The sequence below is a fragment of the Pectobacterium punjabense genome (assembly GCF_012427845.1).
Taxonomy (GTDB): Bacteria; Pseudomonadota; Gammaproteobacteria; order Enterobacterales; family Enterobacteriaceae; genus Pectobacterium; species Pectobacterium punjabense.
Genome location: NZ_CP038498.1, coordinates 4,561,711 through 4,575,955, shown reverse-complemented (window position 1 = coordinate 4,575,955; position 14,245 = coordinate 4,561,711). Strand labels below are relative to the sequence as shown.

General features: G+C 51.2%; 15 protein-coding genes. 5 read left to right on the top strand and 10 right to left on the bottom strand.

What is annotated here, in order from left to right; all coding sequences use genetic code 11:
* Window positions 1-202 precede the first annotated feature (202 nt).
* On the top strand, window positions 203-754 hold the full coding sequence (locus E2566_RS20715) for a hypothetical protein (protein ID WP_008502683.1): 552 nt from the start codon (window positions 203-205) through the stop codon (window positions 752-754).
* Window positions 755-785: 31 nt separating this feature from the next.
* Here E2566_RS20715 and E2566_RS20710 read toward each other — a convergent pair whose 3' ends face one another.
* Complete coding sequence (locus E2566_RS20710) at window positions 786-1,166, bottom strand: helix-turn-helix domain-containing protein (RefSeq protein ID WP_032623044.1); 381 nt, start codon at window positions 1,164-1,166, stop codon at window positions 786-788.
* A gap of 258 nt (window positions 1,167-1,424) precedes the next feature.
* Between E2566_RS20710 and E2566_RS20705 the strand changes: the two genes are divergently transcribed.
* From E2566_RS20705 to E2566_RS20690, 4 genes are all read left to right on the top strand, one after another.
* On the top strand, window positions 1,425-2,009 hold the full coding sequence (locus E2566_RS20705; RefSeq protein WP_008502684.1) for a hypothetical protein: 585 nt from the start codon (window positions 1,425-1,427) through the stop codon (window positions 2,007-2,009).
* A gap of 93 nt (window positions 2,010-2,102) precedes the next feature.
* A complete protein-coding gene (locus tag E2566_RS20700) occupies window positions 2,103-2,597 on the top strand; it encodes a hypothetical protein (protein WP_107169260.1) in 495 nt (164 codons plus the stop codon).
* A gap of 45 nt (window positions 2,598-2,642) precedes the next feature.
* On the top strand, window positions 2,643-2,867 hold the full coding sequence (locus E2566_RS20695; protein ID WP_168444513.1) for a hypothetical protein: 225 nt from the start codon (window positions 2,643-2,645) through the stop codon (window positions 2,865-2,867).
* Window positions 2,868-2,929: 62 nt separating this feature from the next.
* A protein-coding gene (locus E2566_RS20690; RefSeq protein ID WP_107170981.1) for an IS3 family transposase occupies window positions 2,930-4,080 on the top strand; the annotation gives its coding sequence in 2 pieces (ribosomal slippage) (window positions 2,930-3,188 and window positions 3,188-4,080; 1,152 coding nt in all).
* 244 nt (window positions 4,081-4,324) lie between these two features.
* On the opposite strand, the gene E2566_RS20685 is transcribed toward E2566_RS20690, so the two are convergent.
* From E2566_RS20685 to E2566_RS20645, 9 genes are all read right to left on the bottom strand, one after another.
* Window positions 4,325-5,587, bottom strand: a complete 1,263-nt coding sequence (locus E2566_RS20685; RefSeq protein ID WP_107169059.1) for a tyrosine-type recombinase/integrase — start codon at window positions 5,585-5,587, stop codon at window positions 4,325-4,327.
* 192 nt (window positions 5,588-5,779) lie between these two features.
* The gene (locus E2566_RS20680) at window positions 5,780-6,643 is read right to left on the bottom strand and encodes a YicC/YloC family endoribonuclease (RefSeq protein WP_107169060.1); all 864 of its coding nucleotides are present in this window, start codon (window positions 6,641-6,643) and stop codon (window positions 5,780-5,782) included.
* A gap of 98 nt (window positions 6,644-6,741) precedes the next feature.
* A complete protein-coding gene (locus E2566_RS20675) occupies window positions 6,742-7,650 on the bottom strand; it encodes a LysR family transcriptional regulator (RefSeq protein WP_107169061.1) in 909 nt (302 codons plus the stop codon).
* 205 nt (window positions 7,651-7,855) lie between these two features.
* Window positions 7,856-8,803 (bottom strand): isoaspartyl peptidase/L-asparaginase family protein, encoded by a 948-nt coding sequence (locus E2566_RS20670; protein WP_107169062.1) that lies wholly within the window; start codon window positions 8,801-8,803, stop codon window positions 7,856-7,858.
* A 60-nt stretch (window positions 8,804-8,863) separates the two neighbouring features.
* The gene (locus E2566_RS20665) at window positions 8,864-9,685 is read right to left on the bottom strand and encodes a M55 family metallopeptidase (protein WP_107169063.1); all 822 of its coding nucleotides are present in this window, start codon (window positions 9,683-9,685) and stop codon (window positions 8,864-8,866) included.
* 2 nt (window positions 9,686-9,687) lie between these two features.
* Window positions 9,688-10,788 (bottom strand): DmpA family aminopeptidase, encoded by a 1,101-nt coding sequence (locus E2566_RS20660; protein ID WP_420892581.1) that lies wholly within the window; start codon window positions 10,786-10,788, stop codon window positions 9,688-9,690.
* A gap of 8 nt (window positions 10,789-10,796) precedes the next feature.
* Window positions 10,797-11,696 carry an ABC transporter permease subunit gene (locus tag E2566_RS20655; RefSeq protein ID WP_107169064.1) on the bottom strand — a complete coding sequence of 300 codons (900 nt, stop codon included), beginning with the start codon at window positions 11,694-11,696 and terminating at the stop codon, window positions 10,797-10,799.
* Between the two features lie 8 nt (window positions 11,697-11,704).
* Entirely contained in the window at window positions 11,705-12,625 is a 921-nt protein-coding gene (locus E2566_RS20650) for an ABC transporter permease (protein WP_014913740.1), read from the bottom strand.
* A gap of 18 nt (window positions 12,626-12,643) precedes the next feature.
* Window positions 12,644-14,185, bottom strand: coding sequence for a glutathione ABC transporter substrate-binding protein (locus tag E2566_RS20645; RefSeq protein ID WP_107169065.1), 1,542 nt, complete (start codon window positions 14,183-14,185; stop codon window positions 12,644-12,646).
* Between the last annotated feature and the right edge of the window lie 60 nt (window positions 14,186-14,245).

The following is a 14,245-nucleotide window of genomic DNA, read 5'->3' as shown; positions in this document are numbered from 1 at the left end:
GTAAATCTGACGATCAGATTTTTTGTTGTTTAATACATTGATATTAAATGTTATTTTTTCTTAGATTGGGATTAAATTGTCTGATCGTCAGATTTATAAAAAATGATTTTAATCTGATCATCAGATCCAATCTTGACAATCGTGTATCGAACATTAATCTGATCGTCAGATCTGATATTTTTAACGCGTGGTTGGAATAAGAATGACGAAAAAAACAAAAGCAGAAAAAGCTAATGAATTAGTTGTTAGAAGAAAAAGGGATGTTGAATATCAAAATAAGCGTAAAGAGAAACTTGAAAAACTTGGCGAACATAGTATTACAATAAGATTGGATAATACCGATTATGAGTCGTTATCGGATATTTGCGAAATTTTAGGATATCAACGTCCAGAGGCAAAAAAACGTAACCTGATAGAAATTTACTCAGCTAGTTTGATTCACTTGCTTCGTATTGAAAGGGAATCATCGATTTACAAACCTAAATCACGAACAGCTAAAAAATTTTATCGGTTATATAAAATTGTGAATCATTTAAAACATGATAAAAATTACTCTGATAATGAAATCATAACAAAGATGACATCTGATAAAATGCTCACCCCCTTATCGGTGATTAAAGGCGGGAAAAATTCTTCGTGGAGTGAAAAAGCACTAAAAAGAGTGTTGGATAAAGAAAAGGTAATTGAGACGTTAAAGCAATTAGATCACGATTTTAAAAAACCTTTACCCATTAAGTCATCAGGAATAGCATAATATTCCTGTCTGAAATAACTCTTGATATTTATTACTGTTTGGTATATTCATCAAGAAGCATAATCAATATACGCCTCTGCTTATGTGTCAGCCGAGGCCAAATTTTTTCAAATCGGCTTTTCAGATCCGCATCCTTTACTGGTACATATTCGAGTTGTTTCTGTTTATGGCTATCTGGTTCCGTGAAACAATCAATGAAAAACCAGCTAATTGGTGTATCAAGTGTAATGGCGATATTTACCAGATGCGCCACGTTGATCTTGTTTGTTCCGCGCTCGTATCGCGATAGTTGTTGGTGAGATATATCAACGAGTTCTGCTAAATGCTGAGCTGTTATTCCCAGTTCTTTACGACGCATTTGAATGCGTTGGCCTACCTGTTTGTCTGCACTGTCCGAAGATAACTGAGCCATACGTACCACTCTTCACCTATAAAATGTCTATAGATGGAAGTTTGTGGTCATTTTGCTCTTGTATGAACATCATCTATGGATTATAAATGTATTTTGCGCATCTATAGCCATAGTGATGAAGGGAAGGGAGCAAGAGATTGGATACCTCGTAATCAGCCGCTTTTACGAGAGCAAAAGTTCATTTTGTTCCCGTAATAAGAGATCTTTTTGATAAGTCTATAACAAACTCTTAAACGAATAGCTTGTTTGGCATGGCTGATGAGAAAACAAGAAATATTGATTATCGAATCACGCAGTGATCAGGATATTTATGATGGCAGATGCGAAGGAGATACATTAAAACGTGTACTTCAACTACAGGGTGTTAATGCAAAAAGTATAGAGGTGATTAATGAGAAAATGTTTATTAAAGCTTTAAACATAGCCAAGCGAGAAAATATAAAATACATTCATATCAGTGCGCACGGTTTTGATGAAGGTTTTTCTCTTACTGACGGTGATATTGTTACGTGGCGTGATTTCGACCGTCTTGCATGGCCAATTTTACGAGGGAAGTGTATTTGTTTCTCAAGTTGCTCTGTTGGCAATGGAGTAGCAGAATTATTTACTCTGCATAAATCTTTCTGCAATGCAATTGTTGCTCCAACTAGAAATATTAGTTGGGGGGAAGGGTTGGTTGCATATTCTGCATTTTACCATCGAACACAATCACACGAAAAGTCATCTTCCCAGAATGTAAAAGTAATGAATCATATCGTTGGTGCAGGAACTTTTAAACTTATCGAGTCACCTTATATTTCACGAACCTATACGATTGGAGCCTTCATGAACAATATTTTATGAATAAATCGCGTGTTTTATTAAAGTTAACTTGTCGTTAAGATAAACGACAAATTAACTAGGTCTAGAGATTAACTATTTTTGAATGGGTGGATTATGAGCGAGAATCTTTCTGCTTCACAGAAAAAAATCAAGAATGAAATAGTTCTTAGAGCTATCGGGTATGGCGCTGGCATCGCATTATTAATTGCGGGTGCTGTTTATTTTATTTTTGCTATTGAACCTATGTTTGCGAGAATAGGTTTGTCCTTAATAGTATTTACGGCATCTTTTTTTATTGCAACTAAGGTTACTATTTATTTTCTCTCTGGTGATTATCAATGTGAGGCTTGCAATGCAACATATAGTATTGAGCTTCTTGATACAGAAGAGATATTTTTATCCGCTATACCTCGTAGTGCAATCAAAAATGGAGGTCGGGTAACATCAGGTGATCGTGAAGGTAAGCATATTGTAATACATGAAAATTGGACGGAAGAAAAATATGATGTCACCAGAAAATATCGTTGTGTTGTTTGTGGTGACGCATATCAGGAGCAAGGGGTGGAAACAAGGAAAACTAGTTTTTCAAGTACCAAAACATATCGGTAACCATCTGTTATATAAAAGATAAATTTTTTATTTTATAATGGAATTATGATGAAAAAGATAACGATAGCATTTATTTTAATCACGAGTGTATCTCTGGCACATGCTGGCGAATATGTTAAACGTAATGGTATTTTATCCCTTTCTCCGAGAGGTGAGATTGCTGAATTCAATATTAATGCTTCACATGGTGATACATCAATATGTGAAGTATATGGTGAAGCTATATCAATTGGGGCAGAGAAAGGGCTACGTAATCAATGGGTGTATTGATCCTACCCAGCATTAGTGGACACGCGACTAAGTGAGTAAACTCTCTACCAGAGGTAGCTCACATGACAAAATCCGTATCAACCAGTAAGAAGCCACGTAAGCAACATACGCCTGAATTTCGTAACGAAGCCCTGAGGCTTGCAGAACGCATCGGTGTTGCCGCCGCTGCTCGTGAACTCAGTCTGCACGAATCCCAGCTCTATAACTGGCGTAGCAAGCAACAGAGCCAGACAACTACCTCTGAGCGAGAGAGTGAACAGGCTGCAGAGATTGCCCGCCTCAAGCGCCAACTGGCAGAGAGAGACGAGGAACTGGCCATTCTCCAAAAGGCCGCGACATACTTCGCGAAGCGCCTGAAATGAAGTATGTCTTTATTGAAAAGCATCAGGCTGAGTTCAGCATTAAAGCGATGTGTCGGGTGCTTCGGGTTGCCCGCAGCGGTTGGTATGTCTGGTGTTGTCGCCGCCATCAGGTTAACTCGCGTCAGCGGTTTCGGCTCACTTGTGATGAAGCGGTCCGTAAAGCCTTCGCTGAGGCAAAACAGCGCTATGGTGCGCCACGCCTTGCTGATGAGTTGCCTGAGTACAACATTAAAACCATCGCAGCCAGTCTGCGTCGTCAGGGGTTACGGGCGAAAGCCAGCCGTAAATTCAGTCCGGTCAGCTACCGTGAACATGGCCTGCCGGTATCGGAAAACCTGCTGAAGCAGAACTTTATCGCCAGCAGCCCGAACCAGAAGTGGGCAGGTGATATCACGTATCTTCGCACGGATGAAGGCTGGCTCTATCTGGCTGTTGTGATTGACCTGTGGTCACGGGCGGTAATTGGCTGGTCGATGTCATCCCGGATGACGGCACAACTGGCTTGTGATGCGTTACAGATGGCGCTCTGGAGACGTAAACGCCCAGAGAATGTCATTGTTCATACAGATAGAGGCGGGCAGTATTGTTCAGCGGATTATCAGGCATTGCTGAAACGACATAGGCTACATGGCAGCATGAGCGCAAAGGGTTGTTGCTACGATAACGCCTGTGTGGAAAGCTTTTTCCATTCACTGAAAGTGGAATGCATACACGGGGAACGCTTTAGTAGCAGGGAAATGATGCGCTCAACGGTATTTAATTATATTGAGTGCGATTACAATCGCTGGCGCCGTCACAGTGCCTGTGGCGGTCTCAGCCCGGAACAATTTGAAAACCAGAACCTCGCTTAGGGCTGTGTCCACATTACGTGGGTAGGATCATATAGCGATAAAGAAAGTATGTGCGCAGTAGTTATCAGTGAACAACAAAATGGCACTATACAGGTTATTACTGACAAATGTGACAACTACTGCGGCGTATCAGCTATAGGTGCTATGGATGGGAAATACAAGAAGAAGTAATTAGTTTGGGAATGCCAATTTCCAACCTGAAATAGTTCAGGTTGGAAATAAGGGGTTTAAAATAGAGGAAAACTTACGCAATATCCTTTCTTAATGGCGTTACGTTATAATTTTCACCTTTTTCTAAAGACAAGAGTAAATTAATCCATAGCTCTAATGCTGCTTTACGTTCATCAAAATATTGGTAACGATTATAAATACCTTCAACGCCCTTGATACGGTGATTTAAGCAACGTTCAGCAACTATGGGATCTATTCCCAGCGCGGCCAGATGTGAGCGTGCTGTACGCCGGAAATCATGAATAGTGAAGTTAGGGACGTTAGGCATGTTAGCTTTAATTTTTCCTAACGCTACAGATAATGTACTTTCCTGAATATGGGGGATCATTCGATGCTGCATTTTTCTGGCCGGAAGAACCCACTTACTATTACATGACATACAATGAAGTTCCTGTAGCCATTCAAGCGCAGGAGCAGGAATAGGGATATCGATCGCATCGCCGTTTTTTACCCGTTCAGCAGGCAGATGCCAGATGGCATTTTTAAAGTCGAATTCTTCCCACGCAGCGCCGCAAAACTCCATTTTTCGGCAGCAGAAAACCAGAATAAGTTTCATGGTTAACTCATTTTGACGTGAGAAACCCTTTGTCTTTGGCATGGTCTGGAAGAACTGCACGAGTTCTTCACGACTGAGCCAGCGCTCCCGGCTTTGTTCCTGTCCACCAGCATCAGCGATTTCAAAAGCGCCAGTAGGATTCGTTTCCAACATATGCCGTTTTATGCCGTAATCGAATATGCGGCGAGTCCATCTCAACACATCGTTAGCGATTGTCGGTGCACCACGCTGAACGATTTTTTGCAGCATGTCATCAATATGGAAGGGACGAACATCTTCTATTCTGAGGTGCCCGATATTAGGGTTGATGTCCTTGTCTATGCGACGGCGCAGAATGTCCGGATGCTTCCAGCGGGTCAGGATCTGGCGTTCAAAGTATTCGGCGGCTAACTCTGAAACACGTAATGCGTGTTTTTCTTCCTCCATTTTCTTCAACGCGTCTGCTTTGCGTTCTTGCTTCTCTCCCGCTACGTCATGGCCCAGAGCGACACGAGCGGAAAGCTCTTTAGCGATTTCCCGCGCTTTGGCAAGTGAAATGCTGGAGTAGTAGCCAATGAGCATCACTCTGGCTTTACCCGCCATTTTGTAACGAAAGCGCCAGAATGGGGCGCTATATGTCTCTGGAAAACAGATATATAGCCCATTTCCATCGGAGCGTCCCGCGAAATTTTCTTTGTTTTTTATCCATGTACGAATCTGTATGTCTGTCAATTTGCTCATATGTCACTCGTTACCAGATGGGGTGTACTTAAAGTGGTGTGCATAAAACCGAGTAAGTACACCTTTAAGTACACCTAAAACATGCGCTGTAGTGATACGATATGAGACTATATAAAACAAAAAAAGCCATTTTTTACAATGGCTTTTTTAGGCGGTGAGATGCGATGAGACTCTATGAGATCGCGTGAAACACTACTCGATATTCTGAATCTGTTCCCGCATTTGCTCGATCAGTACTTTCAACTCAATGGCTGAAGCGGTGACGTCAGCGTTGATGGATTTCGAGGCCAGTGTGTTCGATTCGCGGTTGAATTCCTGCATCATGAAATCGAGGCGGCGGCCGACGGCTTCTTCTTTTTTCAGGATTTTGTAGGTTTCTTTGACGTGAGCGTCGAGGCGGTCGAGTTCTTCAGCGACGTCGACGCGCTGCGCCATCAGTACCAGTTCCTGTTCCAGACGGTTGTTTTCCAGCTGTACCTGTGCATCTTCCAGCTTGCTTTGCAGGCGTTCGCGCTGCCATAGCAGGATGTTCGGCATCTGGGCGCGGACTTTGACGACTTCGGCGCTGACGCCTGCCAGACGTTGTTCAATCAAGGCTTTCAGCGCGTTACCTTCGCTTTCACGGGCGGCGATAAAGTCATCCAGTGCACCTTCCAGTGCCTTCAGCAGTTCGGCGCTGATGGCGTCCAGATCCTGCTCTTCTGCCGACATCACGCCCGGCCAGCGCAAAATATCAACCGGATTGATTTCCCCTTCGTCGCTCTGCATTTTGACCCAGTTGGCGGCATTAACCAGCTGCTTTGCCAGCTTTTCGTTCAGGATCAGTGCACTTTGCGCACTCGGGTCGAGCTCAAAACGCAGGTTACATTCGATTTTTCCACGGGTTAAACGGGCGCGGATGCGCTCACGGGCGACGGGTTCGAGGCTGCGGAATTGCTCCGGTAAACGAAGATAGGTTTCCAGATAGCGCTGGTTAACGGAACGCAGTTCCCAGGCTGCGCTTCCCCAGTTGCCCTTGATTTCTCGGCGGGCGTAAGCGGTCATGCTGCGAATCATTGGTGCATACCTGTAAAGCAAATGATGAGAAGGATTATAGCGTTGAGTCCCACACAGGGGATAGGAAAAACCGTCCGTGGCGTGGCGTCTGTCGCGAATCAGGCGGCGTAAAGCAGAGTCTCGTGCTGTCTGGCGATGTCGCGACAGCGGTTTTTCATCATCTGTTTCAGTTGCAGTGTCGCCTGCGATTGCGGGTTGTCACGGCGGCTGATCAGCGTGACTTCAAAAGGCAGCGGCTGGTCAATCGGGACGATTTTTAGCTGGTCGGCATAGCGGCAGGCGGTGAAGAGATCGACGATGCCCGCGCCACCGCCTGCCAAAACCATATCGGCAATCACCGAGTAGGTTTTGATGTAGAGCGACGCCGTCGGCTGTAGCGCCTTGTCGCGTAGCGCACGGTGTACCACCTGACCGAGCGGATCTTGATGTTGCATCATTAGCAGGTTGTTGTTGCACAACCATTCCAGCGATACTGGGCCGTTCACCGGGCTATCTTTCGGTAACAGGGCGACCATCGTGGATTGGAATAGCGGTTCTGCCAGCAGCTCGGATGGCACCTGTTGGCCAAAGATCAGCGCAAAATCGAGCTGGTTTTGCAGGATGTTTTGGCACAGCGTGCTGAAATGTTCGGTCACCAATTCGACATTAACCGACGCCGCCTGCTTATGAAATTCCACTAGCGTTGGCGCGACGACCATCTGCCCGAACGCATGCGCCGCGCCCAGTCGTACAGAGTGGGCTTTGCTGGTTTTGATTTGTTCGGTGAGTGAACTGATGCTTTGCAGATGGCTGAAGAGTTCCTGTACTTTCGGGATCAGGCGTAGCCCTTCTTCGGTGGCGACCATCCCCTGAGTTCGACGTTCAAACAGAGAAAAACCGAGCTGTTGTTCTGCGTGATTCAGTACCCGGCTGACGTTGGGCTGCGAGACGTTGAGCAACCGGGCGGCGCCGCTGATGGTGCCTGCCTGAACAATGGCCTGGAAGATTTCAATATGGCGTAATCGCATGAGTGCAGGCTCCGGCTGACGTTTTCTAATGAACGTCGTATGAGTAATAACCAAAAAGTCTGCAATTATTACGCCAGATTATAAGGCCACGATGAATGGTCGATAGATAAGCGATGAGGACGCTTTATGCACTATTTTGATGCCCAATAATGGTGCGACTGCACCGATATTGGGCGTTTTGGTTCTGTTTCGGCGTGCTGATAGTTTAACGATAGATATCGGCGACGGGGGTTTCTCCCACGTAACCATAGCCGCGGTACATCCCTTCGCTGTTGAACGGCAGGGCGATGTTGCCCGCCTTGTCGACGGCAATCAGCCCGCCGCTGCCGTCCATCTGCACCAGTTTCTCCATCACCACACGATCGGTGGCCTGCTGTAGCGTCAGTCCGGCGTATTCCATCAGCGCAGAGACATCATAAGCCGCGACGGCGCGCATAAAGACTTCGCCTGTGCCGGTGCAGGAAACCGCGACCGTCTGGTTATTGGCGTAGCAGCCCGCGCCGATGATAGGGCTATCGCCCACACGACCGGCCTGTTTATTGGTCATGCCGCCCGTCGAGGTGGCTGCCGCAAGATTCCCCGCGCTGTCGAGTGCGACCGCGCCTACGGTGCCGAACTTACGGTCGGGATCGATAGGGTCGCTCTGGCCGTCATGGTCGAGGATGACACGGCCTGAGCCGGCCTGCGCGTTATGTAACTGCTGGCGGCGTTCGTCGGTGGAGAAAAATGCAGGATCAACCCTTTCCAGCCCGTGTTGTTCTGCAAAGGCTTCCGCGCCGTCGGCGGTAAACATCACATGCGGACTGGCTTCGAGAACGGTACGCGCTGCCAGAATCGGGTTACGGATATGGCTGACGCAACTGACCGCACCCGCATCCAGCGAGCGTCCGTCCATGATACTGGCGTCCAGTTCGTGGGTTTCTGCGTGGGTGAAGACTGAACCATGTCCAGCATTGAACAACGGGCATTCTTCCAGCAGACGGACAGCTTCCGTTACGGCATCTAGCGCAGTGCCATTTTCAGCCAAAATGCGTTGTCCACTGGCGACAATCTCGGACAGCGCGGCCAGATAGCGTTGCTCTTTTTCAGCGCTCATGGCCGAGCGGGTCAGCGCGCCTGCGCCACCGTGGATCACAATCACGGGTTTCGTCATGCGATAAATTCTCTTTTTAATCGGTTTTCGCCCCAGAAGGTCGGGGCGGAGAGACCGGAATCAGTTTTGCGTTGTCGCCAGATAGGAAAATGCACCCAGCAGACTGGTGATTTCGCGCATGCTCTGCGCCGTATAACCTACGGTTATGGCATCCAAACGTTCAATGTTCGGCAGCAGACAGAATAGATCGGCCAGCACCGGTTTTGCCACCATCAGTTCGAGACGGTAAGGTGCCTGAATCCGCGAATTTAAGGTACGGTGTGCTTTTTCCACCGCGGCCTTGGCTGCGTCACGAATCACCTGACGCGCCTGTTCGGTGCTGAGGGATTCCGCCGCGTGCTGTGAGATAGCGCGTTTGACGCAGGCGTAGTCGGTGGCAGGGTAGTAGCGGGCGACCCAGCTCTGGAGCGTGTCGTCGCCACTGACCAACCAGAGTGGCGTCTTCTGTTCCACCCCGGCGGCAGCGTAGATATCGCTCTCGCCCATGATTTCACCGTTGATGCGCACGCGGTAGAAGGCGCGGCCGTTGATGGTGTGCGATAACACGCCAAATTCGCCCGCGGCGCTGTGGTAGCCGATGAACATCAGACCATCGTACTGCTGCTGCTCCAATCCTTCGACCATGGAGTAGCCGCGCGGTTTGCCCTGTACCAGCCGGGCGCGGGCGTCGATATTCTCCGCACGTAGGTTAACCATTGCGGCATGGCTGTCGGCGACCACCACTTCTGTTGCGCCACCCGCGAACGCGCCGTCGATGGCGGCATTCACTTCTTGTTCCATCAGGCCGCGTGCCAGCTGGTATTCCGCAGTGCCGGGGCTGCACTGCTCTGGGCGCATGACGCCTGCGATCCCTTCAATATCGGCGGAGATAAAAATTTTCATAATTAATTTCCTACGGGAGAATGTCCTACGGAAGAGAGAGCTGCGGCTAGCTTATCCAACGCCTGTGGCAGCGTTGGGCGATGATGGCCGCGAAAACCGGTCACGGCGTCTGCCTGAAGCATGGCGTCGAGCACCGCGTGTTCGGTGGCGTCGGCGGCGGCGCTTAACAATGATTCAAGCTGAGCATCCTCCGGCGGCTGTGGCTGTGGGCAGGTGGAGAATGCCACGGCGATATCGCCGGAACCGTGTCCCCAGTAGCTGCCGAGCCGACCTAATCCTGCGCCAGCGCGTTTGGCAATGCGTTTGAGCTGGCGGGCGTCGAGCGGGGCATCCGTCGCCATAATAATGATGATCGATCCGGCATCCTGCTGTGGCGCGAGACCCGGTAGAATGGGGGCGATGGCATCTCCCATCTGTACACCGTCCAGCGTCAGCGCGGAAAGTGTGCCGAAGTTTGCCAGCACCAGCACGCCGAGCGTGGCGTTTAATTCGGGAATCAGGCGAGATGCCGTGCCGATGCCGCCTTTCAGGCTAAAGCAACTCATGCCACGTCCGGCACCGACGCTGCCGCGTGCAAAGCGGTCTGTTGCACTGTCCAGCGCCTGCCGCGCCATAGGTTCCGTCACGGCCAGCGCCTGAATGTCGTTCAGCCAACCGTCGTTGCACTCCAGTGCCAGCGGATTCACCGTCGGCAGCGTGCGACCTAGTTCAGGGTTGCGGGAAATCGCGTCACGCACAAGCGTGGTAAACAGCGTGCCGGTTGCCAGTGTATTGCTGAGAAGAATAGGCGTTTGCAGTTGCCCCAATTCCTCAATCTGCACCAGCCCGACGGGTTTAGCGAAGCCGTTTAGCACCGCCGCGCCGCAGGGTAGAGGTTGGGTAAACAGGTTTTCACCGGGCGGCACAATCGCCGTGACGCCGGTTTGCACTTCGCCTGCCGCCAGCGTGCAGTGGCCGACGCGCACGCCTGCCACATCGCTAATGCTGTTATGCGGCCCGCTGGCCGAGCGCGGCGTACCCAGTTGCCGCGTCGTCTTCCAGCGTTGTAGCAACAGCGCCTGCTGCTGCTGGTGATAGTCGTTCATCGGATGATCGCCGTGCATCGCCTTCCTCAGCTTTTCAGTTTGGGGTCGAGCGTATCACGCAGCGCATCCCCGAGCAGGTTAAACGCCAGCACGGTGAAGAAAATCGCCAGACCGGGGAACACGCTGACGTGCCACGCGCCCGCCATCATCAGGCTACGGCTCATCGCCAGAATATTGCCCCATTCTGGTACGTCCGGCTCCGGGCCAAGGCCGATGAAGCTCAGCCCTGCCGCGGTCAGGATGCTGGTGCCGATACGCATGGTGAAATAGACGATCACGTTAGGCAGCGTGCCGGGCAGGATGTGGCGCATCAGCACGACGCGATCCGGCGCACCGGCGCAGCGCACGGCTTCCACATAAGCTGCCTGTTTCAGCGACAGCGTGGAGGCTCGCACGATGCGGGCGAAGACGGGTACGCTGAAGACGGCGACAGCGATAATCACGTTATTCAGACCTGGGCCGAGGATCGCAACGACTGCAATCGCCAGCAGCATGCCGGGGAAGGCGAACAGCACGTCGGAACCGCGCATGATCAGCGTATCCACCCAGCGGCCGTAGTACCCCGCCAGCAGGCCGAGCACGATACCGACCAGCATGCCGAGCGTGACGGAGAAAATACCGATGTATAACGAGATGCGTGCGCCGTAAATGATACGGCTCATCACATCGCGTCCAAGGTCGTCGGTACCCATCCAGTGCGCCGCCGAAGGCGGTGAAGCCAGCGCCATCCAGTCGGGCTCCATCGGGTTCCACGGTGCCAGCCAAGGGGCGAAAATCGCGACCAGTACCAGCAGCAGGACGAAGCCGCTGGACACCAGCGCCATCGGGTTACGGATAAAGACCTGAACGAAATCGCGCCACGGCGAACGTATCGTCTCTTCATCAAGCGTGGCAGCGGCCACGACGGGTTCGGAAGGCAGGTTCATCGTGTCTCCTAACGTAGGCGAATCGCCGGATTGACCACCGCGTACAGCAGGTCCACCAACAGGTTAATGACAATAAATTCAAATACGAACAGCATCACCAGCGCTTGAATGACCGGCTGATCCTGCGTTTTGATCGATTCAATCAACAGCCAACCCAGTCCCGGCCAGCTAAATACGCTCTCCACCACGATGGAGCCACCGAGCAGGAAGCCGAATTGCAGCCCGAGCATGGTGATAACAGGGATCAGCGCGTTCCGCATCACATGCTTCCAGGTGACCAGCCGATTGCGTAGCCCCTTAGAGCGCGCGGTGCGCACGTAATCTTCCTGTGCGACTTCCAGAAACGCGGAGCGGGTAAAACGCGCCATCACGGCGGCGACCGATGCCCCGAGCGTCAGCGCCGGCAGAATGATGTCGCTGGGCTGATTAAAGCCGCTGACGGAGAAGACGCCGAACGGCATGGCCACAAATTGGATTAGCAACAGGCCGAGCCAGAACGGCGGCATGGAAATCCCACCGACGGCGAAGCTCATCAGCGTCCAATCCTGCCATTTTCCCCGCTTGAGCGCGGATACCACGCCGATCAGCAGGCCGAGCAGCACCGACCAGACGAAACCTGCCAGCGCCAGCCACATGGTTGGCATGAAGCTCTTGCTGATGACATCGATGACGGGCTGCTGCGTGCGGTATGTCACACCCAGATCGCCGCTGAACAGGCCGCCGAGCCAGTGGACATACTGCTGCGGTAGCGGGTCATTCAACCCTAACTGCTGACGGGCGGCTTCCACCGCCTCAATGGTTGCGTCAGCACCGGCGTAAATCCGTGCCGGGTCACCCGGCAGCAGTTTGATAAAACCGAACACTAACAGGGAGACCACCAGCAGAACCGGGATCATTTCCAGCAAACGTCGGACGATATAAGCAAACATGGCGTTCTCCCTGACCGATTACTTAAATTCAGCCTGATCGAAGATCAGCGAGCCATCTGCCAGCATGTACACGCCGTCGAGGTTCTTGGTTTTACCGACAACGTTGTCCGGCGAGCCCAGGAAGACCACAGGTGCATCCTGCCAAATCTGGCGCTGTGCATCAGCGTAAGCGGCAGCACGTTTGTCTGCATCGGCCGTCGCTAACCCAGCAGTAATCGCTTTATCTGTGACCGGATTGCTGTAGTAGGAGACGTTGTAAGCAACCGGCACCCAGGATTCTGTAGCAAACAGTGGACGCAGCGCCCAGTCAGCATCACCGGTAGACGGAGACCAGCCGTTGTAGAACAGGTCAAATTCGGCATCTTTCGGATCTTTTACGCCGAACAGCTTGGCGTTACGCATCCCGGAATCCATCGGGGTGACGGTGACTTTGACACCAACCTGCTCTAACTGCTGTTTGAAGAACTGTGCACTGCGGATGTAGTCGGTGCGGTTCGTCGTCCACAGTTTCAGGCTCAGACCGTTGGCGTAGCCCGCCTCTTTCAGCAGCGCCTTGGCTTTTTCTGGGTTGTAGGTGTAGTTCGGCGAGGTCTGGCGTGCGAAGAACTGCACGTCTGGAGCCATCGCGGAGGAAGCCGGAACGCCCATGCCAGCAAAGCCCACTTTCAGCCAGATGTCGCGGTTGATAGCGTAGTTGAGCGCCTGACGTACGCGGATATCGTTCAGCGGCGGACGCAGGTTATTCATCGCCAGCCAGAACTGATAAATACTTGGGTCGCGCTGAATCGCCAGCTTGCTGTCGTTTTGTACGGTACCGATCAGGTCGGAAGGCAGCGGATAGACCGCATCAACCTGGCCCGATTTCAGTGAGGCTACGCGGGTGGAATCTTCCGGCGTTGGGTAGAAGGTCACGCTGTCGACTTTCGGCCAGCCTTTCTGCCAGTAGTTGTCGAATTTCACCAGCTTCACGTCTTTACCCTGCTGCCATTCGGTGAACTTGAACGGACCCGTCCCGACCGGATGTACGCGCAGCTGTGCTTCGTCTGGATATTTCTTCAGCGCTTCCGGGCTGTGCATCACGGCCGACGGGTGCGCCAGCGTGTTCACAAAGGCACCGAAGGATTTGTTCAGTTCAATTTTGACCTGTGTTGGCGACAGCACGGTGACGGTTTGCACCATGTTAAACAAGCTGTTGCGCTTTAAGCCTTTGCTCTGATCCGCCAGACGGTCGAGGTTGGCTTTAACGGCATCAGCGTTGAATGGCGCGCCGTCCTGGAAGGTGATGCCTTCACGCAGCGTAACGACAAACTCGGTGGCGGTATCGTTGCTGGTGTAACCCGTCGCCAGACGCGGTACCAGCTTCATTTTGTTATCGAACTGGAACAGACGCTCGAAGATGCCGCTCTGAATGGAGTAGCTCAGCGTGTCCGACGTATCGTGCGGGTCGAGCCCGGTGATATCGGCATAGATGGAAATACGAAGGTCTTGCGCCTGGGCAACAGCAGCCAGACACAGTGAGAGCCCGAGGGCAACGGCGGAGCGGCGAACGAATGGCTTCATGGTTATCTCTCCTGGTCAGCAATGAACGTGTGTTGTGTTTATGAATGTGTCGTGTTTTTT